The organism is Bradyrhizobium sp. RDI18 (assembly GCF_043203335.1).
GTDB classification, from domain to species: domain Bacteria; phylum Pseudomonadota; class Alphaproteobacteria; order Rhizobiales; family Xanthobacteraceae; genus Bradyrhizobium; species Bradyrhizobium retamae.
The window spans coordinates 4,758,281-4,779,744 of sequence record NZ_JBICRN010000008.1; the positions used below are offsets into that span (position 1 = coordinate 4,758,281).

Annotated in this window: 19 protein-coding genes; 7 read left to right on the forward strand and 12 right to left on the reverse strand. The window is 57.9% G+C overall.

The annotated features are described in order from the left end of the window. Positions 1 to 26 precede the first annotated feature (26 nt). From ACFXS9_RS32140 to ACFXS9_RS32150, 3 genes are all read right to left on the reverse strand, one after another. On the reverse strand, positions 27 to 842 hold the full coding sequence (locus ACFXS9_RS32140) for a caspase domain-containing protein (protein WP_392696056.1): 816 nt from the start codon (positions 840 to 842) through the stop codon (positions 27 to 29). Positions 843 to 1,074: 232 nt separating this feature from the next. Next, positions 1,075 to 1,353: a hypothetical protein gene (locus ACFXS9_RS32145; protein ID WP_392696059.1), complete on the reverse strand. Its 279-nt coding sequence runs from the start codon at positions 1,351 to 1,353 to the stop codon at positions 1,075 to 1,077. A gap of 81 nt (positions 1,354 to 1,434) precedes the next feature. Next, positions 1,435 to 1,773 (reverse strand): hypothetical protein, encoded by a 339-nt coding sequence (locus ACFXS9_RS32150; protein ID WP_392696062.1) that lies wholly within the window; start codon positions 1,771 to 1,773, stop codon positions 1,435 to 1,437. A 374-nt stretch (positions 1,774 to 2,147) separates the two neighbouring features. On the opposite strand from ACFXS9_RS32150, the gene ACFXS9_RS32155 reads away from it, so the two are divergent. Together ACFXS9_RS32155 and ACFXS9_RS32160 are read left to right on the forward strand one after the other, a co-directional pair. After that, a complete protein-coding gene (locus ACFXS9_RS32155) occupies positions 2,148 to 3,131 on the forward strand; it encodes a hypothetical protein (protein WP_392696064.1) in 984 nt (327 codons plus the stop codon). A 122-nt stretch (positions 3,132 to 3,253) separates the two neighbouring features. After that, on the forward strand, positions 3,254 to 3,376 hold the full coding sequence (locus ACFXS9_RS32160) for a hypothetical protein (protein ID WP_392696066.1): 123 nt from the start codon (positions 3,254 to 3,256) through the stop codon (positions 3,374 to 3,376). 389 nt (positions 3,377 to 3,765) lie between these two features. Here ACFXS9_RS32160 and ACFXS9_RS32165 read toward each other — a convergent pair whose 3' ends face one another. From ACFXS9_RS32165 to ACFXS9_RS32185, 5 genes are all read right to left on the reverse strand, one after another. Beyond that, positions 3,766 to 4,194 carry a DUF6641 family protein gene (locus ACFXS9_RS32165; protein WP_392696069.1) on the reverse strand — a complete coding sequence of 143 codons (429 nt, stop codon included), beginning with the start codon at positions 4,192 to 4,194 and terminating at the stop codon, positions 3,766 to 3,768. A 351-nt stretch (positions 4,195 to 4,545) separates the two neighbouring features. Then, positions 4,546 to 6,018: a caspase domain-containing protein gene (locus ACFXS9_RS32170; RefSeq protein ID WP_392696071.1), complete on the reverse strand. Its 1,473-nt coding sequence runs from the start codon at positions 6,016 to 6,018 to the stop codon at positions 4,546 to 4,548. A 256-nt stretch (positions 6,019 to 6,274) separates the two neighbouring features. Next, entirely contained in the window at positions 6,275 to 6,952 is a 678-nt protein-coding gene (locus ACFXS9_RS32175) for a hypothetical protein (RefSeq protein ID WP_392696074.1), read from the reverse strand. Between the two features lie 60 nt (positions 6,953 to 7,012). Further along, positions 7,013 to 7,714, reverse strand: coding sequence for a hypothetical protein (locus ACFXS9_RS32180; protein WP_392696076.1), 702 nt, complete (start codon positions 7,712 to 7,714; stop codon positions 7,013 to 7,015). Between the two features lie 531 nt (positions 7,715 to 8,245). Further along, a complete protein-coding gene (locus ACFXS9_RS32185) occupies positions 8,246 to 9,667 on the reverse strand; it encodes a hypothetical protein (protein WP_392696078.1) in 1,422 nt (473 codons plus the stop codon). 430 nt (positions 9,668 to 10,097) lie between these two features. Between ACFXS9_RS32185 and ACFXS9_RS32190 the strand changes: the two genes are divergently transcribed. Further along, complete coding sequence (locus tag ACFXS9_RS32190) at positions 10,098 to 10,682, forward strand: tyrosine-type recombinase/integrase (protein WP_392696080.1); 585 nt, start codon at positions 10,098 to 10,100, stop codon at positions 10,680 to 10,682. A 10-nt stretch (positions 10,683 to 10,692) separates the two neighbouring features. Here ACFXS9_RS32190 and ACFXS9_RS32195 read toward each other — a convergent pair whose 3' ends face one another. From ACFXS9_RS32195 to ACFXS9_RS32210, 4 genes are all read right to left on the reverse strand, one after another. Next, complete coding sequence (locus tag ACFXS9_RS32195; protein WP_392700132.1) at positions 10,693 to 11,250, reverse strand: DinB family protein; 558 nt, start codon at positions 11,248 to 11,250, stop codon at positions 10,693 to 10,695. An 88-nt stretch (positions 11,251 to 11,338) separates the two neighbouring features. Next, positions 11,339 to 11,518 carry a hypothetical protein gene (locus ACFXS9_RS32200; protein WP_392696083.1) on the reverse strand — a complete coding sequence of 60 codons (180 nt, stop codon included), beginning with the start codon at positions 11,516 to 11,518 and terminating at the stop codon, positions 11,339 to 11,341. Positions 11,519 to 11,848: 330 nt separating this feature from the next. Then, positions 11,849 to 13,585, reverse strand: coding sequence for an adenylate/guanylate cyclase domain-containing protein (locus ACFXS9_RS32205; protein WP_392696086.1), 1,737 nt, complete (start codon positions 13,583 to 13,585; stop codon positions 11,849 to 11,851). 325 nt (positions 13,586 to 13,910) lie between these two features. Next, the gene (locus tag ACFXS9_RS32210) at positions 13,911 to 14,441 is read right to left on the reverse strand and encodes a hypothetical protein (protein ID WP_392696088.1); all 531 of its coding nucleotides are present in this window, start codon (positions 14,439 to 14,441) and stop codon (positions 13,911 to 13,913) included. A gap of 763 nt (positions 14,442 to 15,204) precedes the next feature. Here ACFXS9_RS32210 and ACFXS9_RS32215 point away from each other — a divergent pair. The 4 genes from ACFXS9_RS32215 (at position 15,205) to ACFXS9_RS32230 (ending at position 21,396) form a co-directional block, all read left to right on the forward strand. Further along, positions 15,205 to 15,819 carry an adenylate/guanylate cyclase domain-containing protein gene (locus ACFXS9_RS32215; protein ID WP_392696090.1) on the forward strand — a complete coding sequence of 205 codons (615 nt, stop codon included), beginning with the start codon at positions 15,205 to 15,207 and terminating at the stop codon, positions 15,817 to 15,819. Then, positions 15,782 to 18,595, forward strand: coding sequence for an AAA family ATPase (locus ACFXS9_RS32220; RefSeq protein ID WP_392696092.1), 2,814 nt, complete (start codon positions 15,782 to 15,784; stop codon positions 18,593 to 18,595). Before ACFXS9_RS32215 ends, ACFXS9_RS32220 begins: the two co-directional genes overlap by 38 nt. 442 nt (positions 18,596 to 19,037) lie before the next feature. Further along, on the forward strand, positions 19,038 to 20,021 hold the full coding sequence (locus ACFXS9_RS32225) for a GlxA family transcriptional regulator (RefSeq protein WP_392696095.1): 984 nt from the start codon (positions 19,038 to 19,040) through the stop codon (positions 20,019 to 20,021). A gap of 19 nt (positions 20,022 to 20,040) precedes the next feature. Then, the gene (locus ACFXS9_RS32230) at positions 20,041 to 21,396 is read left to right on the forward strand and encodes an FAD-binding oxidoreductase (protein WP_392696097.1); all 1,356 of its coding nucleotides are present in this window, start codon (positions 20,041 to 20,043) and stop codon (positions 21,394 to 21,396) included. Positions 21,397 to 21,464 lie beyond the last annotated feature (68 nt).

The window sequence follows — 21,464 nt, forward strand, 5'->3', positions numbered from 1 at the left end:
TGTTAGCTTGTTGCGTTGGGCGTTCGCTAACCCGACGTAGTAAGAGTCGCGGTGGTTCGCGATAATGTATCCCATGCCTCCGTGGTCCCAATCCGCTCGGCAAGCTCATAATTCCTGCGTATCTCGGTAGTCTGATCGACTCCTGCCTTACCGTCGAAGGGACTGGGAACGAGGGACACATCTGCACCCCCTAGCGATCCATATACGAAAGGTTCCTGGCTATCGTTGGTCGCTGTCAGCACTTCGTCTCTAACCCTGCCGAATGCTTTGCGAAGGTCGAGACCCGGGGTGGTCAGGTGCCGCAGCAGGGCGGTAGTGAACGGACTGTGTGCACCGTCCCCATCACTAGCAGTCGAGCCGGCTTTGGCGGCAAAAGCGATCAGCGTGTTTGGTTTGGCTGGCTCAATGCCGACTAAACCTCGCGATATCGCGCGGGAAGAGAAGGTTTTCTTCATTGATTTTGCAAATGGGTTATCGCGGCAAGCGTCAAGAATCACTAGCCGGAGCTTTTTTGCCGACTCCACAGCTTGCAAAACGCGATCTAGAGAAATCGCCTCGTCGTAAACGTCCCGATCACGAACCAAAGCAGCGTCAACAGGAATCAAATAGTTTACGCCGTCAACCTCAATTCCATGACCCGCATAGTAGACTATAGCAACTTCAGCATTCGTAGCTTGATCGAAGAACTCGCTTACTGCTCTCCTCAAATCCGAAACACTCAAGTTCTGACGCAATTCTACGGAATCGAATTTGGCTTCCTGCAAAAGGTTAGCAACCACGGCTGCATCCTTAGCCGGATTGGATAGGGGAAACTCCCTGGTAGGCCGAATTTCCGATGACAAGCGCGACCCGCCTACCTGAAGCGTGAGCCTCGGCTCCCAAGCCGACCAGCACGAATATCAGAAGTAACCGGAATCTGCGTATCCTGCTCGCCCCCAGAAGCGCGCCAAGCCTATCATCAGACCCGAAACACAACAATTGGGCCGAGCTGTTGACGCCACTGAAAAGGCAAGCGCAAAGCCTCTTGGGGAGGTCGAGCGATCAAAAACCCTTGGCCGCTCGACCGGATCGCCCCTAGGCGGCCTTGCGCGGCTTGCCGATGGTGCCGGTCTTGGCTGCTTGGCTGAACAACTCATCCAGCTCCCCGACACGGACAGCGGCGATCAGGGTATCGATCACAGTCGGGAGCTTGTCCTTGGACGGGACGGCGATGCCGGCCTTGCCCTTCTCGAACTCGATGGCCTTGGCTCCGAACTTGATGGACATCACCACCTGGCCCAAAGGGTCGGTCTTCCACCAGGGCCGGACTACCTGCTGCTTGGTCGTGGCCTGACGATCGCCGTTGACCTTCATCCATCGCTGGACGGTTGGAAAAGCGTTGATAGCAGGGCTGATGCCCGCCCATGACGAAAAGCGAGTCTCCGGGTTATGCCGCTAAGCCTTGACGACCTGGCCCGAGATGCTGGTGTGCTTGGCGAAGAACGTCGAGAACTCCCTGCCGTCGGCGAGCAGCATCATTTGCTGCGTCTCCTGCAGGTTGGCCGCCACCGCCGGTTCGCTCAGAATCTCCTTCACCGATTTCGCCATGCTGGCGACGATGTCAGACGGCGTGTCCTTGGGCGGCGAATACAGCCCACCAGCCAGCGTCTCGAAATCAAGATAAGCCGCCTCGATTGCGGTCTGCGTGTCCTTGAGCACCGGCATCCGCTTGCGCCCCACTGCAGGATCGGACGCAGCATGTTGAGGAAGGATGTCAAAGCCCGCAAGCTTCATCCAATTTCAGCTCTTGAGGTTGAGAGCAGAAACGTCTCCGCGTAGCTCGTCTTGGTATTGCAGTCGCTCTGGATCTGCACATCCTTGCTGTCGACGTCCGTGGCGCGCGTTGCGACGCTCTTACGGAATAAAACGATATTGAAAAACGGCTTCTGCGTTCAAGTCCGTCTTTGTTGCCGTTTACGAACCGGCCGTTATCGTAGAGCTCGATGGTGCGGAGCGTTTCATACTGCGAGAAGTCGTAACCCTCGGGGATTTCAATGGTGTCTGACCGGTAGCTATCCCGCTGTTGACTACGAAACCATAAATCGATTGCATTGCCATCAAGATAGCACAAGAATGCAACCAGAGCTGGATGGTGGGGAAGAATAAAGATGGTCCAGGCTGACATCCTCGATTTTTCGTTCGTACAAGGCATTGTAAGCAAAGCTATAGACAGCCTCGGCATGGCGGGCTTTGTGGTGTCGATACTTTTCTTTCTTTCGCTCGTCCTCGTTCTAACGTTTCGATGGACCCATCTGGCACAGAGCCAGCGATTCATTCTCGTGATGACGCTTCTGGGGATGGTGTTTGCTCTAGCGGCTTACACCGTCATTGTCGGCGACCCGAATGTCAGGCGAAACGCACAGCCGGCCCCACCGGACAAGCGAGTGATCGCGCCCGGCTTCGACCCGATGGTCGTAACAACGAAGACGCCTTTTGAATACTTCTCGAAGCAACTACCAATACCTATTCACGATAGAAGACTCTCAAATAAAGAGGATACTTTTTTCGCACCGTTCTATTCCTCGTCAGACAAGAAAAACCATGAAGGACAACCGGTGCGGCATTTGATATACGACACGACGCTTTACATCGTGAGCTTGATTGCTCTCGACCGAAAGGACCTATTTATGCCACTGGCTATTGGCGTGGCGGCCAAGGACTTTTCGTTGTCGAACGAAATGCTCAAATCAATTGGAATGCCATTCGATGCAAGTACCCCAATAGAAGTCGCAATCGAAAGGCTACATAAGAAAGAGGCAGAACAGGAAAGCCAACCGCTTGTCGCACTTTTGATACCCAATCTGGCAATAGCGGCAGTGCGAGCCAGTGATAAGTCACTTCGGCGTACTTATGTCGGATTCAAACTTGCCGATAAACTGGTCACCACCGGCGGTTGCGCGAAAGAGGGCTACGCACTCTATTCCGCAAGTGAAACAAAAGTTTGCAACTTTCCAAAATCTCGGCCCTTTGCATTTTCTCGTTTGCTTTCATCCGTTGATCCGTTTCCAAACGAAAAGGCCCTCAACGGAGAACTATTAGTCAGAGCTCAAGAGCAGACGTCGGGCCTACTTATGGCGGGAGAGAAGTTTTAAGAGCCAATCGTTTTACCTCGCTCCATTCTTCTGCTGCTTCCGCCTCGTCACCTAACCTCTACAGCCTGCATTGCGCCAGACCACGCCGTCCAAAACTGCAGACGCAGTCGTTTTGACGAACCATGAGACTTTCCGAAGGAGTTGGCCTTGAACTGGCGGCCAATATGGCAATGTCAGTCGAGATGCTGGAAGAGTTTTGCGGCAAGAAGCGGATGCGTGATCCCGCGACAGGGCTTACGGCCTAATACCACCGGATGATCTCGCCAATCTCGTTGTCCGCGCGGGCTTCGTGGTCGAATTCCTCGTGTTGGACCAGGGTTCTGCTTACCTCTGGGCGAAGGTGCCGGCAGACGTTCAAGGCCCCGTTCGCTTCTCGATCCAGGAGACTCCTGAGAATTTCCAAATACGTGCCTCCCCGTAAGCCGATTCCGGCTTGAGCGGATTCCCTAGAACTCTAGCTCTCCAACGATGTGCAAATGGGCCGAGTTCTTCTGCAGGCCTACGAGAAGCCCGGCTAGATTTATCGGTGCCCGCACCGTCACTTTTACCGAGTAAAACCGGTGTGACCCGACCGATTGCCGTCTAGAGACGACAAAGCCGGGCTGTGGACGCAACCACAGCCCGGCTCTTACTATCATGCCGCCCTTCGGGTCTTGCCGATCGAACCGGTCTTGGCCGCTTGGCTGAACAACTCGTCCAATTCTCCGGCGCGGACTGCCGCAATCAGGGTATCGATCACGGTCGGGAGCTTGTCCTTGGACGGGATGGCGATACCTGCCTTGCCCTTCTCGAACTCAATGGGCTTGGCGCCGAACTTGATCGACATCACCACCTGACCCGATGGGTCAGTCTTCCACCAGGGCCGGACGGCCTGCTGCTTCGTGGTAGCCCGTCGCTCCCCGTTGACCTTAGTCCATCTCTGGACGGTTCGAACGTGGTTGGGATCTTTTAGGAGCAGTTTCTGCTCCTCGAGCTTGGTGACGAACTTGACGCGGCGCTGTTGGACGGGATCGTTTGTCGTTTTGGGAAGAGCGGTGAATGAGAGCGACTTGAGGACGGGCATCGAGGTTCTCCATGGTTGGATAAAACCTCGCTGATCCTAATCACGTGCATGACACTGTACATGCCAAGTTCGCCGAGCGCGGCGTGATCAATAATCTTGTCTCAAGCAACGGCTGCGATCGCTGTCCAGCAGGACTCTGCCGCTTCCGCTGCTTACCAGCACTACCTGCTTTATAAGCATGCGTATGGCCGGTTAGCCGCACGAGTTCTGGTCGCTTCTGCAGGGAACAGACAAGCTTTGGCTGAACATGCAGCTTGGGAAGCTCTCCCGCACAGACCTTGCGTGTCGCGAGGACGTAGGCATCGAGATTGGGCAGAAGGCGCGGCGGCTGAAGGAAGCATCGGCGCAACGTCAACGGCAGCCAAAGCGGGCCTTCTCATTCCGATCGGTGAAGAGTTGATATTCGTATCCGCATCCGGCTGAGCCGCAGGATCTGCTCTCTCCCAACCAAGCGGGAATCTTTTCTTGCAGGTTAATAGCGTACACTGTCGAAACGTCTTTGCGACAGGCCTTGTCTTCCGACAGAAATCCCCTGTCACCGAAGCCACTAAACTCGTTCGACCAGACATCGTTGCTAAGGCCAATGACCAAGGCTCCATTCCTTGCTCCAAGCATGGTGACCTTCCACCTCACCGGCTTCCGCGTCCGTTCAAGAATAGTGTGAGTTGGCTTACCGTCGACCGTAATGATGACATCGCCGGTGCGGCTAAACGGTGCAGTCCAGCTTGAGGACATTGTATCCATTTTGACATCGCTCAGATTGGGGCCACTCTTGAGCCCGGCGTGATGCCATTTGATCGGAGAGCGAACTGCCGGATCCCACGCCATCGTGTAGGTCGCGCTTGGAATGAAGTTCTGATCCCTGTCGGGCAGATACATGCCAAGCAGCGCTTCGATGGAAATTTGATCGCTGCCCGCGGGGAAGAAGTCTCCAATGATGGAGGATTCATACCAGGGCGTCTGCATCCCTTGGCTGTCCTTGGTGACCCCCGCACGCGTGGATTTCAGAATCGTCTCCAGCGTCGTGTTTGGGCTGGCGATGTATCGCTTGAGGTAACTAGTATACGGGCTGTTTCGACCGGACCCGTCTGCCGCCACAGAATTCGGGGCCGTCGAGTAAGAAATTAGAACGCCCTCCAGATTCGCTGGTGTACCTCCGGGCGACTTTACCTGGTCGGCAGCTCTTGATGCCCGAGGAACAGTACGAGCCAGCCCCGATTCGATGCCCTCGATCGTGGAAAACGGCGAGTTCCGGCATGCATCAAGAAGTAGGACTGTGATGGCCGACTTGGCTCCTTCGAGATCACGGAGCAGATCGCTGACGGCGATCGCCGCCCGGTCAAGGTCACGAGGCGCGGAAACCTGACCGATCGCGTCTACCGGCAGCAGATAGTTCTGACCGCCATGCTGCACTCCGTGCCCGGCATAGAAGACGAACGCGGCCGCTCCCACCGGCAGTGAACTGACAAATTGCTGGATGGTGAGCCGCATCTGGCGCACGTCTAGATCTTTGCCCAACGTGACCTTGAAGCCCACACTTCGCAAAGCGCCTGCCATATCTGTGGCGTCGTTAACCGGATTGCTGAGAGGCGAGCTTCGGTAGGCACCATTGCCAATGACGAGCGCATGCCGATTGTTGAATGGATCGATCGTCGGCAGCGCCGGCTGAGCGCTGGCCGTCGTCATCCATAAAAGCCCCAAAACAAGCATCGGGAGGATCGCATGGAAGGTCGAAATTCTGATATGCACAGGTGTCCCCCACGCTGGCGAAAAAGGTAATGCATGGAGCGTATGCAGCAAAGCAAACAAGGTCGCATTTTGCAATCTCGACTTTGATCCTCTGCACAGGAGCGCAATCGACTTACCTTTTCGTCAGCTCCTCGGTATGGGTCGAATGACGCGAGTGACTACGAACGAATTCTGGTCATTTACATATACACCAAGAACGCTATCGAATTGCTGCTTGAACGTCAGCTCCACGTCGAGCGCGTCGCCGGAGCCAAACAGTATTTCTCGGCGGTCCAGCTTGTCGAGAAAGGCTGTATCACGGATCGGCGCAGACATCGGCACACCATTCCACTCAAAGGACCATTTGCGTTTTGCATGATTGAGCCACGCCTTGAGCACAATGAGACGCGCGCGCATCGTCTGCACGCGCTCTTTTGGCTGTTCTTCTGGCAGCGTCGTAAATGATACGTTCTTCGGAAATTCGGCGCGCGGGATTTTGATGGGTGGGTCTGGGTCGTGGATCGAGATCGGTGATACCGAAGTCCGTCACGGTCTTGTCTGCTTCCAACGCGGCGAACGTACGGCTCAATCCGCTTTGCACGGCCGGGTTCTTTTCGGCGTTCTTCGCGTGCTCGTACACCGTGCGCGGCACGATGATCGTGTCGTTGCCGTGCTTAATGATTACCTCGTCGCTCTTGACGGTGATTTCGGGCTTCGGGTCGGTTTTTAGCGTTGCGTCGTACACCACGTTAGACACAACGCCCCAGAATACGGTGCCGGTGATCGTAATGAGCCCGCCGTAGTCCTTTTTGACGCGCCGGAGCTGTGTACGGTAACTGCCCGGGCCCGCCGCTTCGACAACGATTTCGATTTCGGTGCCGGGCTCGATTGTCTCGCTGATCGCTCGCGCGGTATCGGCAAAACCAATCAAAGCCTCCGCGAGCGTATAGGCATCGATACTTTCGGCCGGTCCGCCGAAGTGCAGGACGATTGTATCGTCTTCGAATCTGTCGAGCCGAATTTCTGCCATGAAAGCCCCCTAGGACATCCTAGAGGTTGCACCTACCGGCTGACAAGTTCGATCAGTGTACTAGCAGATCGGATCCATACGAAAGATACGATTTGCACTTCTATCACGTCGGCCAGTATCTGTGACTCCAAAGTAACGGGAAGGATTTCCGGAGGAGCCGATGTTTTCCCAACGTGCCGCTACATGGTTTCGGATCGTGCCTTCAATCGCACCCCGGGAGCCGATACGGCTCCGCGAGTTCAGATAGCGATCGATCGAGCTATCGGGGCACCACTCTTTGTCAATATTCCCCAACTTGATGACACCGTTGCGCGCGCCTCTCTTAACTGCAAGAGCGATTTGGTGCTTAAATACGCGCTCAAAGCCCGCAAATTGGTCGACTCCACTGCAGCATGCCTCACCGTCAGAGAGAAATTGGAAATCGTTATCTGCGGCCCCAAATGTCATCTTGTAACGATGAGTAAGCGCCCGCAACTGCAGAATAGTTGACTGCTTTTGGACCGACGGAAGTACGTACTCTCGACCGTCCCTCCATGCGCCTCGTTCCTGATATTGACGTTTCAAAGCAGGCATTGAAATGCCCGCTCTTGTGCTCGCCCAGCCTCTGTCCTCAAGAGGGACCTTTAGATGCTCCAGGGAAAGATGAAATGCGCCTGCATCCGCAATGCGTCGAACATATAGTTCCGGGTGCTCCGCGAGTGTCTCGATAAATGGTTGCCAGCGCGCGGACACACGGACTCCCATATTGGCCAACTGCTCCATTGACTTCAAGACAAGCGAAGGCGGCGTAGCGTGCGGCTCTAGTTGAACCGCTCTTCTGTCTTCAGTACTCGTCAATGAGAATTGAACGACAACATGCCAACCGCTCGCGAGAAGGTTGCTATACGGTGACTCTGAAACCATCGCACTCTTAGTGCTAATTACCGTTGGATAGTTTCTGTTCCGCAGCTCCCTCATAAAGCTAAGAGATACGCCTTCACGGCGCTCTCTTGGTTGAAAAGGGTCACTCATCCCTCCGAAATGGACGGGCACCCGGCGTGCGAGGAATTGACGAATTGTGCTTTCCACATGACCTTTATCGATCTGACCAAATATGTTCGTCAGATAGTTAGGATTCGCAGTGACAATCCGCTGCGACGGAGAATTTCCGCCGCGAGCACGCGCAAAGCAATAATTGCACGCGAAGCTGCACCCTCTATATGCGTCAAGACGGAGTGGGAGGCTGCAGTGTGAGAATTGACTCGTAATGTTAAGCGGCGAGTCTAGATGTGCTTGGATCATTTGATCGCTTTTTCAGATCGCGCGGAATATGTATTGCAAAGCAGCCCAAATGTTTTCGCAAATTATGTAAAATGTTATAAGTCCAGCGCTCAAAAGTAGCCCTTGGATCGTTCGGGCAAAGAGCGGGCGAGACTTTGCCCATCCCCCAAGAACTTCCCAAAAGACATCTTGCTCCCACACTCGTTGACGTCCATCGATATTTTCGGCCGGTGAGCCGAAGCGATAGTTTTGGTTCTCGTGTCGGAAAACAACGTAAGTACTCTCTGCCGTTACTACGGGTTCTGATGTAGGAGGTTCGCTAGTAGGTTCGGCATATTTCTTGGTAATGAGTCGACGTTCAACAGCATTGCGGACACCATCGGGCGTATCCGTATCCGTATCCATGTAATGAAACTCCCACACGATCCAACGGACTGCGTGGCCGATTGAAAGGTAAGTTGTGTAGTTTGGATAGCGTTTGATGAATCCGGGACAAGCAATCGAGTAAATGGCAAAGGCCATGAAAAATAGGAATGACGCAAACCAAAGCAGTTGCCAGTTAAATGGAAGTGCGATTGGAAATTCCAAGAATGCACAGCGGCTCTCGGCATTCGCCCAGTTCTTGGAAGGGGTTTTCGTCGAATCGTCTGGACCGGAGATTGGGCCTAGTTCAACGGTCCAGTTGCAATTTTGTGGAACCTTTATCGTATCGGGCGCTTTCGATAGCAGATGCGCAGCCACGGGGACGACTGCAAACCATGTGATGAACAACTTTGCTACTGTCAGGGAAAAGAAGGGCCGCATAAACTGCCAATGACGCAGAAACGGCGGACTCGAGATCAGATCATAGAGTCGGACGGTCGCGGCTTTTAGCCGGTCAACGTGTCGGGGGAAGGGCTTTTTAATATCGGACAGGAGCGCAAGCCCCTCCAGCAGAACCACCAAAAATAGGGCTACGAAGGCCGGGTACATAATCAGCTCATTGTGAGATGCGCCGTTTCCTTTCCTTGTTAAACATTCCAAGTAGCACGCGGCAAGCGTCATCAAGTTAAAACACAACTCACTTGCGATAGCGTTTAAAATCGCGTGGTCATGAACGTTTCCTTGGCGTTCGCGTATGATTATGATGGGAATATTGAAAGCGTTCGCCCAATGGATTTCGCCGACCGATCCGATTGAGACGCGGTCCTTCGTATGAAGAAAGTTACATAGAAGCACATCGCTCTTCGCTAGCTGATGACGATTGCGATCTGCAATGAATTTGCCATGTCTAAGCCGTTCTAGGTCTTCGGATGGTGTTGAAGACTGCAAATAGCCGACACGTCTATCGGGCGATTGAAGTGATGGATCAAAGAACGCAAAGGCAGGAGACAATTTGCGCCGCGCAGCGACCCGCCAATTGTCCTCGCGTGCGGAAGTCCCAGTAATAGGTCCTGAAAGGTAGATGAGAGGCATTGGCTTTGATTCCATGGAGCTTGCCAGAATAGCTCCATTGTGCACGTTTGGAACGGCAAATGTATGTTGCTGCGCGACTTAGACAATCACCAGCGGTGTCCTGCCCCAAATGTCGTCCTGAACTGGGAAGTGCCGCCTGCAATGGGCGGGGGATCCGCGCGCACTCCGCAGCGCGGACAGTCGAGCGGACACAGTTGATCCCCCGCACTTCGACGGCGCCGCTTAGCTGAGGTCAGAGAGCCCGCGTCGATCAGTGCTAGCGTCAACACCGAGGTCAGACCGAAACTGATGATAGAATTACTCTTGTATAATCAGTCCGTCCAAGCCGTTGGACTTCCAACTAGTATTTTCCGGTCGGCATGTACGACCGCTCCCGACTGATTATAGTCCAGCGCCCTGCTGCCGATAAATAACCGGTTTGGAGGACGTAGTGGGACTAGGAAAACAAGCGAAGACGTTGACTAGGGGGCAGGTCGAGGCCGTCCTGGGCTACTTGGCCAAAACGCGGTGGCCGACGAGAAACCGGGTCATTTTCCTGCTTTCGGCAAAGGCCGGCTTAAGAGCTAAGGAGATTGCCAGCTTAAGCTGGAGAATGGTCACGGATGCCAGGGGTCAGATCGGGCAGGCCATCTACCTGGAGAACACAGCCAGCAAGGGTCAGTCGGGCCGAGTCATACCGATGAACGATGATCTTAGGACCGCGCTTGCCGCATATGCCAAGACGACCATCATAGCCAGTAGCAGTTACCTAATCGAGAGCGAGCGATCCGACAGGATGTCGGCCCAAGCTATCGTGAACTTGTTCTGGCGATGGTACCAGCACATCGGCTTCGACGGCTGCTCCAGCCACAGCGGTCGGCGCACATTCATCACTAATACCGCACGGAAGATCTCGACCGTTGGTGGTTCGCTGCGGGACGTCCAGATGCTTGCCGGACACACGAACCTTCGGACTACGCAACGGTACATCGAGGCCAACCCGGAAGCGCAGGTTCGGATAGTTGAGCTTGTCTAGGAGATCTGATTCAGGGCTGGATCAGCTTCGTCAAGTCGGGCGCGGTGGCGCCGCGCTGAAATGCCAACAGATCAAGGGCCGGGGGCTCGCCACCGGTCAAAATCGACAAGCAAGCATGGGCCTGCCCGCGATGATGGGTCTGATGATTGAACAAATGCAGGAGTATGTCCTCAACGGCTTGGGAGTGGGGCATGCCCGATGTCGTCCTGTAACTGTGGATGCTGGCCAGCGCAGCGTCGTCATACGAATCGACTGTGCGGATGAGCCTTTCATCCTCAACTATGCGCGCTCGAACAAGCTCGGCGCGATCTTCGAACAGGATAGCATTCAGTCGGCTTGGATGGTCGCCCTCACCGGTCAGTCGTTTCAGCCAGATACGATCCGTCAGTAGCAGATGGTTCAAAGTGCCATGCACACTGGAGAAGAACACGCCGATGTGCAGCCGGTAGGCCTGATCCGACAAATCGAGAGCGGCGGCGTACAAGCGGGCGTTAGCCCACCGGTTATAGGCAGCAAGCTGTTGAAATATACGTTTGTCATCAGTTTGGTCCGGATAGCCGGACGTCAGTATAGCCGGATCGTCACCAGACGATTGCTGAAAAAATTGAAACCCGCCGGTGCCTGCCAGCGGGCCTCGGTCAGCATACGGAGGAAGCTTACCCTCGCGTGTCGAGAGACACACCAAGATTGGATGCCTTCACAGCGGTCGCTGCGACGGTGCGCTTCAAGACTCGCGCAATTTTATCTACCCCAGCCTTCTTTTTGGCGAGGCCCTTGAGTTTATGAATATCCGTCGCGGTCCACTCTCGCCGTTCCGTTGTTTTCTTCTTAGCCATTTGCACTCCAAATTTTAGGAGTGACCTTCTACCATTCCATTCCGCTTCCGCAAGCTAACGATCGCTATCGCTAAGTCGTCTTGGTTCCCTTGTCGGTTGACAACATGCGCGCTGGTCGTCTGCTTGAACTGCTCGGCAGCGGCTCCAACTGTGATCTAAGGATCCGGACTGAAGTTACAGTACTCCGCTGAAATCCTTGGCTGCGGACGTCAAACGGTCCCCCTGCTCTCGTCTCCTTTTCCCCTAACAGCGGACATCGCGCACCAGGATTCGATGTCTGAAAAGTGCCAAAAGCCGACGAATCCACTAGCAATGCAGAACAAGCGACTCTCATTCCGGCAGCCCAGCTTGGCGAAGAGCGTCGGCCAGATGTTTACTATCGCTCGAAAGCCTGTACGGATCCTTCGGCATAAAGCGCGAGATTGAGAACTCAGGCATGAGGCGAAGGACCTCGGCAGCATGATATTTGGACCGATCGATGTTGCCCGTCAAAGCATAGCAAGCCGTCAGGTACACCTCTCCCCAATACATTGTACTTGGGTAACGAGCGAAGGCCGTGATGGCATCCTCATATCGATGTGTCACGAAGTACGCTCTGCCCACTGCCCCCCAATACCATTTCGGAGCAAAGAAGGGATCGACAACTTTCGCTTCCTTCAAGTAATCGATGCCTTTTGCGGCGTCTCCGAGACGGACGTACAGATCACCTAAGTTCGCCAAGACAGTCGGGCTGTTCGGATTCAGCGCGAGCGCTCTTGCATAATAGTGCTCAGCAAGCTCGTACGATTGGCGATAGATGTGCACAAAACCCAAAGCCCCTAGACACGTTTCCTGGCCATCGTCGAGTTCGACGGCTCTCTTGGCGAGCTCTAACGCTTGGTCCAATGCGGCATTAGATCCACTCATGTCGACGTACCATTCGCGACAAATGGCAAACGCGAGCAGCGCATAAGCTTTTGCGTACCCGGGGTCGAGTTCGATAGCTCGTCTGAACAGACGGCGCGCTTCGGCCTCACTAACCTCGTTGTATACGGGCAGGGCATCGCCGCGCAGCACACATTCATACGCGACGAGGCTGGTGGGTGGCTTGCGCTTGGCACGATCAACACGGTCGGCCTGCAGCCGTCCTACGAGAGTACCCACGATTGTCCGAACCACCTGATCCTGGACATCGAATAACTCTTCCAGAGGCCGATCAAATCGATCTGCCCACACATGGTGACCCGTTGACGTGTCAATAAGTTTGGCAGTGATGCGAATGCGTTCTCCAAGTCGCCGGACGCTACCTTCCAATATGTATTGAACGCCAAGTTCTCGGCTGACCCGACCGACATCGACATTTGGTCCGCGAAATTGGAACGAGGAATTGCGTGCCAAAACGCGCATTTGTCGAAATCGTGACAGCTCGGTAATGATATCATCGCTGATTCCGTCACAGAGGTATTGCTGTTCTTTTCCGCTGCCCATGTTGTCAAAGGGCATTACTGCGACCGAAGGCTTGTCGGCCACAGCTCGGTCTACGGTTATTCCGACGCTAGGCGTGCCACCAATGCGATAGGCCCGCACTGGCTCGGCGATGTTTTTCAGAGTTTGAGCACCGATATCGTCGAACCCAACCTGCACCTTGTTCTTGACATAGTCATAGGCGTTGACGGAGACCACGATGCCGCCGGGCTCGGCGAGGGCTTCGAGGCGCACGGCGATGTTGACCCCATCGCCGAAAATATCATCATCTGCGATGATAATATCACCGACGTGAATGCCGATGCGGAGTTCGATCCGCTTGTCCTGCGGCACATCGACATTTTGTTCTGTCATGCAGCGTTGGATTTCATCGGCGCATCGCACGGCGTCGACCACACTGGCGAACTCAACGAGGGCACCGTCGCCTGTATTCTTGACGACACGTCCATGGTGCTCAGAGATTTTGGGATCGAAAAGCGTCTTCCTAAGAGCTTTGAGTTGCGCCAGCGTGCCTTCTTCGTCGATCCCTATCAGGCGACAAGAGCCCACGACATCTGCCGCCAGAATAGCCGCCAGTCGCCGCTCAACGTGCTCACTGCTCACCACGCACCCCCGGGCCCGGGGAAATTAGAGAGTTATATAGCAGGATTGTGGGCCGATGTCCGCCATGTCCGAAACGGGTCAAAATGCGAAGAACTCAACGTGAGCAAATCGGGTCCGCTATACCCCGCTGTCCGGACCTCGACGAGGTGGGCGGACACTTCGCAGAAGGGCCAGCGCCGGACCTCCGCTAAAGCACGTACGCTAGTTCACCTTTGATGTCCGGCAAAGCTTAAGTGTCTGCGCACGATTCTCGGCTCCTTGATGACGATCTAACGCTTTGCGTCGATCAAGATCGCCTTATCTTCCGCGTTGACGGCCGCGCAGTTTACCGTGGAGGCGCGGCGCTCCCGGTGGTCGGCGCCGGAATCTTGTACTCGCCCCGGAGTTCGTCCCACAAGGCCGTGTCGCTGACCAGCACGACGTGGTACTCACCGCGGCCCGTGATCCCTGCATATTTTCCCGTGCCGCCAGTGAACTCGAAGGTGCCGCGGAACTCTTTCGGCTTCGCGTCTTTCAGGACGTACTTGGCAAAGACCTTGGATCCGTCGGCCTCTGTGAAGGTCTTGTGGCCGCCGCTGGTAGTGCCAGCATCCGTTAGATCAACCACCTGATAGCGGGCTTTGTCGAGGAAGGGCTTGCCGTCGGCATTGAACACGGCGCCGTCGAATTCCGTGACCGACACCGTATGGTCAGCCCGGTCTTCCACCTTCACGCTCTTGCTGGACAGGGTGACCAGAACGGCTCGACCGAACCATTGGCCCGCTTCTTCCGCCGCGGCCGGGATAGCGGCCGCCGGGGCTGCCAAAGCAAGCACAACACAACCACATATGCATGATGAATTGAGATCATACCTCATGGTTTCCTCCCAGATGGGTTGCAGGTTACAATTTTGTCGGAGCAAATGCCTCCATGATTGCCCTTCTAGAATTCTTACCTCGACCCTTTGGTTGCCCGTCTACTTAAACAAACGCCTCCATTTGTTGAGTAGCATTCACATACGCGCAACCGCAGCGGACCTCTTCAACGACTGGACCATCGACCATCAAGCCTCGCAAGCCGCCTTTGGCGACTGGCTCCCAAAGCGTGACTTACCTGCATACCAGCAATCCGGACGAGGAGCGTGGGCCGCGTTGCACGCAGGAAGCGGAAAGCAGCAGCGAACACGACCAGTCGTCTGATTCTTGATTGACGCATAACAACAGTCTGTCCCCTTTCTTTAATCCAGGTTTGACAATTTCCGGTTTGGGTTAATCGCGTCGGTTTGACCGGACCACGGCGACTTCCGGTGTACCCCGGTGAACGGACATTCTCAGGATAGGCGGACAAGTCTCAAAGGTGCCGCCAACAACGGAAGTAGCCCTCTCACTTGATCACCCCGTCGGCGAGCGCGAGATGCGTCGGTGGGATCGTGACGGTGAGCGTCGTTCTCCGGGAGTCCTCACGGGCTCGCTCCGGGGTTGATCCGCGGGTTCCAACGCTTCACGGGCCAAAAAAAGTGTCTCGTCTCATGGGGTGGGGTAAACTGGCTTTCTCATTCTGGTGCGATGGTCTGATCCGCGAGCGGCTCGACCGACGACGCACGGCTAACGGACCGGCCGACGTGGCGGCGGCTATAGCCAGTGGATGAGGCGGCCAAGTGTGCGGTGAATGGCATGGATATCTCTGCCTGGCTGCGCGGCCTCGGCCTGGAACGCTACGAGCAGGCATTCCGGGAAAACGCGATCGACGAGGCAATCCTGCCCAAGCTGACCGCCGAGGACCTCAGAGACCTCGGCGTGACGGCGGTCGGCCATCGCCGTATTCTCCTCGATGCGATCGCCGCGTTGCGAGCCGAAAGTTTTCGCGACACGACCGAACATTCGGTCGGGCCCGACCGCTCCGGCGCCAAGGCTCCCGAAGCCGAACGCCGCCAGCTCACCGTCATGTTCGCCGACCTCGTCGGTTCCACGGCATTGTCGGCGCGGCTCGATCCGGAAGAACTGCGCGACATCATCGGCTCCTATCACCGCCGTTGCGCCGAGGTAATCACCAGGTCCGGCGGCTTTGTTGCCAAGTATCTCGGTGACGGCGTGCTGGCTTATTTCGGTTACCCGCAGGCACATGAGGAGGACGCCGAACAAGCGGTGCGCGCGGGCCTTGCCTTGATCGAGGCCGTGACGAGCCTCGATGCGGGCCAGGCGAACTCGTTGCGGGTGCGTGTCGGCAATCGCCACGGGCCTCGTGGTCGTCGGTGATCTCCTCGGTGAGGGCGCCGCCCAGGAACAATCGGTCATTGGCGAGACCCCTAACCTTGCGGCACGGCTTCAGGGGCTTGCCGAACCGAACTCGGTTGTCATCGCAGACAACACGCGCCGTCTGCTTGGCGGCCTGTTTGATTATTGCGATCTCGGCACATTGCCGATCGCGGGAATTCACTATCCGGTGCGTGTCTGGCGGGTCGTGGGCGCGAGCCTGGTCGGTAGTCGGTTCGAGGCCCTACGCGCCGCCAGCACGCCGTTGATCGGTCGCGAGGAAGAGATCGCATTGTTGACGCGCCGCTGGGAGCGGGCCAAGGCCGGCGACGGTTCCGTCGTCCTGATCGTCGGTGAGCCGGGCATCGGCAAGTCGCGCATCGCACAAACCCTGCTGGAGCAGTTGGGCCAGGAGCCGCACACGCGGTTGCGTTATTTCTGCTCGCCACATCATCAGCACAGTGCGCTTTATCCCAGCATCACCCAGCTCGAGCAGGCGGCCGGATTTCGCCGCGAGGATACGGCCGAGACCCGCTTGGATAAGCTTATTGCGGTGCTGGCTCTGGCCAACCAGGAGCTGAGCGAAGCCGTCCCGCTCTTGGCGGACTTGCTGTCGATACCGACCGGCGACCGCTACCCGCCGCTCAATTTCACGCCGCAGAAGCGCAAAGAGAAAACGCTTCAGGTGCAACTTGCGCAGGTCGAAGGACTCGCGGCGCAGCAGCCGCTGCTGATGCTATGGGAAGACATCCACTGGAGCGACCCCACCACGCTGGAGTCGCTGGATCTGCTGATCGACCGCGCCGCGACGCTGCGGATCCTGATAATTCTCACGTTTCGACCGGAGTTCACGCCCCCCTGGGTCGGCCGTCCGCATGTGACTTTGCTCAGTCTCAGCCGCTTGCCACCCCGGCACCGCGCCGAAATGATCGCGAACGTAACCGGGGGCAAGACATTGCCCACGGAGATTGCGGATCAGATCATTGATCGGACAGATGGCGTGCCATTATTCATCGAGGAGCTGACCAAGTCCGTCGTCGAGAGCGGATGGATGATCGATGCTGGCGACCATTACTCCGTGACCGGGCCGCTGGTTCCTTTGGCGATCCCAACAACGCTCCAGGCCTCGCTTCTGGCCCGGCTCGACCGATTGGCACCAACTCGAGAAGTGGTGCAGATCGCAGCGACGCTGGGGCGTCAGTTTTCCCATGAGCTGATCAGTGCCGTCGCCGAAATGTCGCCACCGCGGCTGGAGGGCGCTTTGGAGCAGCTCATACGCGCCGAGCTGGTGTTCCGGCGCGGCGCGCCGCCCGATGCCACGTACACCTTTAAGCATGCGCTGGTGCAGGACGCCGCGTACAGCACCTTGCTGCGCCCCCGGCGGCAGCACCTGCATGGCCGGATTGCCATCACGCTGGAACGCCAGTTTCCGGAGATTGCAGCGGCTCAGCCTGAGCTGATGGCACAGCATTGTGCCAAGGCCGGCCTCGTTGAACAGGCAATCGAGTATTGGGACAAGGCTGGGCGCCTGGCGGTCCAACGTTCGACGATGGCCGAGGCCGCTGCGCACTTTGGCAACGCGCTCAACTTGCTTGCTGGCCTGCCGAAAAGTCCGCAGCGACGGTCCAGCGAACTTTCTCTTCAGCTCGCGCTTGCCGGGGCCCTAGTGGCGGCCAAGGGATGGGCATCGCCCCAGGCTGGTGAAACGTATGCCCGTGCCCGCGAGCTGTGCCGTGAGGCCCCGGAGGGGCCCCAGCTTGCGATAGCTCTGAGCGGCGCCTGGTCGTTCTTGCACAATCGCGCGGAGATCCGCGCCGCTCATCAGCTGGCGGACGAGTTAGCGGTGCTTTCCGAACGCCGAAATGACAGCGACACCAAGCTGATGACGCATCGGAACCTGGGCATCAGTCATCTGTTTCGCGCCGACTTCAGTCGTGCGCTCCACCATCTGAGGCAGGCGCTCACCTTCTATGATCAGGCTGAGCACCGACCTCCGAGGCTGACACCCAGCGACATCTGCGTTACCTGCGAGAGCTTCGTCGCCTGGTCACTTCTGCTGCTAGGACAAGCGGATCAGGCGCTGGCGCAAAGCCGACGCGCGCTGGCTTGGGCGCGCGAGCTGTCGCAGCCTTATACATTGGCGTTCGCTCTGCACGTCAACTGTGTCTTTCACCAACTTCGCGGCGACGGCGCGATCCTTGAGGAACGAGCCGAGGAGCTGGTGGCACTCGCCACTGAGCAAGGTTTTCCCCACTTCGTTGGAACAGGGACCTGTTTCCGAGGATGGGCCATACTCGCGGTGGGAGGATCCATCGAGGAGGCCATTAGCAGGATGCGGTGGGGTCTGGCGACGAAGCGGGCGACGGGTGCCGAGATCAAGGTGCCTTACTATCTTGGTCTTCTGGCGGAAGCGCACAGGCGAGCGAACCGATCCGCTGAAGCGATCAGCCTGTTAAATGAAGCACTGGAGCTGGTCGAGCGAACCGACGAGCGGTGGTACGAGGCGGAGCTGTATCGGCTCATGGCCGAGGCGCTGATCACCAAGTCGGATCGACACGATGCCGAAGGCTGGCTGCGCCGCGCGCTACGAACAGCGCAGAAACAGGACGCGAAGCTTTGGGAATTGCGAGCCGCCACCAGCGTCGCCCGCCTCTGGCGCGATCGCGGCAAGCGCACCGACGCCCGCTACCTGCTCGCGCCGATCTATGGCTGCTTCACTGAAGGCTTCGATGCGCGCGACCTGAAAGAAGCCGCCGCGCTACTTGCTGAGTTGGCCTAGTGAGGCACTGTTAATCGGCGGATCGGACGTTTATTGGTGCGGTGTAAAGGTCGGCTATGGCCGCTATCGCGCCGCTGAACAGGAGGCGGCTTGATCCAACCTTTCATCGGTCTTTGCTCATACGCCAATGCCGCCGACGCCTTGTCCGGCAACGTCGCCATGAGCAAATCCCGGCAGTGTCTCGAACACGAAGTCGGCGAGCGAGCGCGGATAGGCCATGGCCGCGAGCTTGCCGTCGAGCGCGAGATGGGCAAATCCAGGAACAGTGGACCAGTAGCGGCATGGCCGCGCAAGGGCCGCTTCAGTTCGGCGTCAACCACCTTGCCCATTTCCCTCATTGTTCCCGTTGGCAGGATCCTTGGAGTGGTTGTCATTGCTGACATGGGTCCGAGATGAGATGATAAGGAGGTTCCGGCGAGTATCCCGGAGACAGGAGGCGGCGATGGCTATGCCGCGTGTGGTAGTGGTCGCGATGCCCTGCAACGAGGTCGTTGACGTGGGTGGCATCCTCGACATCTTCTATGCCGTCAACGAGCATGCCAGCCATACCGGTGCATCCGATGCGGGCTACGCCGTCGAGGTGGTGTCGCCGGTCGAGACTGTTTGTGCCTGGCCGGGGTTGCGGATCGTCGTCGATCGGTCGTACCGCGCCGTCCGTGGTCCCGTCGACACTTTGATCGTCACCGGGGTCGACGGGCCCGACGACGCGAGGCGCGACCCGGAGCTCGTGCGCTGGCTGGCGCGCATGGCACCGCGGACCCGGCGAGTGGTCGGGCTCTGTACGGGATCGTTCGTCCTGGCTGAGGCGGGGCTCCTGGAGGGCCGCAGTGCGACGACGCACTGGGCCTTTTGCGGCGAGCTGGCGCGGCGCTTTCCTGGCGTCAGAGTCCAGCCGAATCCCATCTACGTTCGGGACGGCAGTGTCTACACATCAGCTGGCGCCACGGCGGGCATAGATCTCGTGCTGGCGCTAGTGGAGGAGGACTTTGGCCGTCGCGTGGCCCTGGCAGTGGCCCAGTGGATGGTCATCTTCCTCAAGCGGCCGGGAGGCCAGGCGCAGTTCAGCGTCCAGCTCTCCACGCAGATGGCTGATCGCCAGCCGCTCCGCGACATGCAGGCCTGGGTCCTCGACCATCCCGGCGCCGACCTTTCCGTGGAAGCGCTCGCGCGTCGGGTGAACATGAGCCCGCGCAACTTCTTCCGCGTGTTCGTGCGCGAGGTGGGCATGACACCGGGGTGTTTCGTGGAGCGCGTGCGCGTGGAGGCGGCCCGGCGGCTCCTTGAGGAGACATCGCGCGGTGTTCCGGACGTCGCGACCACGTGCGGGTTCGGGAGCCAGGAAACGATGCGCGTGGCCTTTCGGCGAACGCTGGACGTGAGCCCGAAGGGCTACCGGAGCCGCTTCCGCACGACCGCCGTGTCGTAGGAGATTAAGGAAAACAAAGATGATCAAGCAATGCGCGCTCGACGACTTCCGCTCCAAGCTTCGCGGCGATATCCTGCTTCCCCAGGACGCCGACTACGACGCTACGCGTCGGATCTTCAACGCCATGATCGACCGGCGGCCAGCCCTGATCGCCCGCTGTGCGAGCGCGGCCGATGTGGTCGCCTGCATCGGGTTCAAGCGGGCGGAGGCGCTCGAGATCTCCGTGCGGGGCGGTGGGCACAACGTGTCCGGCAAAGCGGTGTGCGACGGCGGGCTGATGATCGATCTCTCGCGGATGAAGGGCTGCCGCGTCGATCCCTTGAGGCGGAGGGTCCGCGCTGAGGCGGGCTTGACCCTCGCAGACCTCGACCGCGCCTGTCAGGCTTTCGGCCTAGCCACGCCCACCGGCATTGTCTCCGCAACCGGGATCGCCGGTCTGACCCTGGGCGGCGGCATCGGGTGGCTCGGAGGCAAGCACGGTCTGTCGTGCGACAATCTCGAATCCGTCGACATCGTGACCGCCGACGGCCGCCTGCTGGTCGCCGCCCCCACCGAACATCCCGACCTCTTCTGGGCGGTGCGCGGCGGGGGTGCCAACCTCGGCGTGGTCACCTCCTTCGAGTACCGCCTGCACGAGGTTGGGCCCGTGGTGGGCGGTGGGATCGCGTGGCCGCTTGCCCGCGCCAAGCACGTGCTGCCCTTCTACGACGAGTTCGCGCGCGCCTGCCCGGACGAGCTGAGCCTCAACGCCGGGTTCTTCACCGCGGAAGACGGTACCAAGGTGGTCGGCGTCAACGTCGCGTGGATCGGTCCGCTAGACGTCGGTGAGCGGCTGCTCAAGCCGCTGCGGTCACTTGACCGTCCGGTCGCCGACGGCATCGCCCCCATGGGCTTCGTGGATCTGCAGCGGGGCGGTGATGGCGCGTTTCCACGCGGTCGCCGGCATTACTGGAAGGCGAGCTTCCTCCGCCGTCTCGAGCAGGGCGCGATCGACGTGCTGGTCGAGTTTACGGCCACCTGCCCCTCGCCGTACACACAGGTCGGTCTCCAGCAGATGCACGGGCAGGCGGCGCGGGTGTCCCCGACAGAGACGGCGTTCGCGCATCGTCACGACCAGTGGGACCGTCTCATTCTGACGCAGTGGGACGATTCCGCCGACGACGAGCGCAACATTCGCTGGACGCGCGAGCTGCACGCCGCACTGCGGCCGTGGGTGGAGGACGCGGTGTACGTGAACAACCTCGGTGACGACGAGGCCGACCGCGTTCGCTCCGCCTACGGCGCGAACTTCGACCGGCTCGTGGCCGTCAAGGCGAAGTACGACCCGGACAACTTCTTCAGGGGCAACCAGAACGTCGCGGAACATCGCATCTGATGCACGAGAAGTATGCATTGGCCTACAAGGCAGCAGTCCAGTCCTTCCTGGCAACGCACCGTCAGGCG

Coding starts and splice junctions, on each gene's coding strand:
- ACFXS9_RS32180 (WP_392696076.1), bottom strand. CDS start 7,714: ATGGAGCAGTTGGCCAATATGGGAGTCCGTGTGTCCGCGCGCTGGCAA.
- ACFXS9_RS32225 (WP_392696095.1), top strand. CDS start 19,038: ATGGCTATGCCGCGTGTGGTAGTGGTCGCGATGCCCTGCAACGAGGTC.
- ACFXS9_RS32185 (WP_392696078.1), bottom strand. CDS start 9,667: ATGCCTCTCATCTACCTTTCAGGACCTATTACTGGGACTTCCGCACGC.
- ACFXS9_RS32150 (WP_392696062.1), bottom strand. CDS start 1,773: ATGAAGCTTGCGGGCTTTGACATCCTTCCTCAACATGCTGCGTCCGAT.
- ACFXS9_RS32200 (WP_392696083.1), bottom strand. CDS start 11,518: ATGGCTAAGAAGAAAACAACGGAACGGCGAGAGTGGACCGCGACGGAT.
- ACFXS9_RS32160 (WP_392696066.1), top strand. CDS start 3,254: ATGAGACTTTCCGAAGGAGTTGGCCTTGAACTGGCGGCCAATATGGCA.
- ACFXS9_RS32155 (WP_392696064.1), top strand. CDS start 2,148: ATGGTCCAGGCTGACATCCTCGATTTTTCGTTCGTACAAGGCATTGTA.
- ACFXS9_RS32210 (WP_392696088.1), bottom strand. CDS start 14,441: ATGAGGTATGATCTCAATTCATCATGCATATGTGGTTGTGTTGTGCTT.
- ACFXS9_RS32165 (WP_392696069.1), bottom strand. CDS start 4,194: ATGCCCGTCCTCAAGTCGCTCTCATTCACCGCTCTTCCCAAAACGACA.
- ACFXS9_RS32230 (WP_392696097.1), top strand. CDS start 20,041: ATGATCAAGCAATGCGCGCTCGACGACTTCCGCTCCAAGCTTCGCGGC.
- ACFXS9_RS32175 (WP_392696074.1), bottom strand. CDS start 6,952: ATGGCAGAAATTCGGCTCGACAGATTCGAAGACGATACAATCGTCCTG.
- ACFXS9_RS32145 (WP_392696059.1), bottom strand. CDS start 1,353: ATGAAGGTCAACGGCGATCGTCAGGCCACGACCAAGCAGCAGGTAGTC.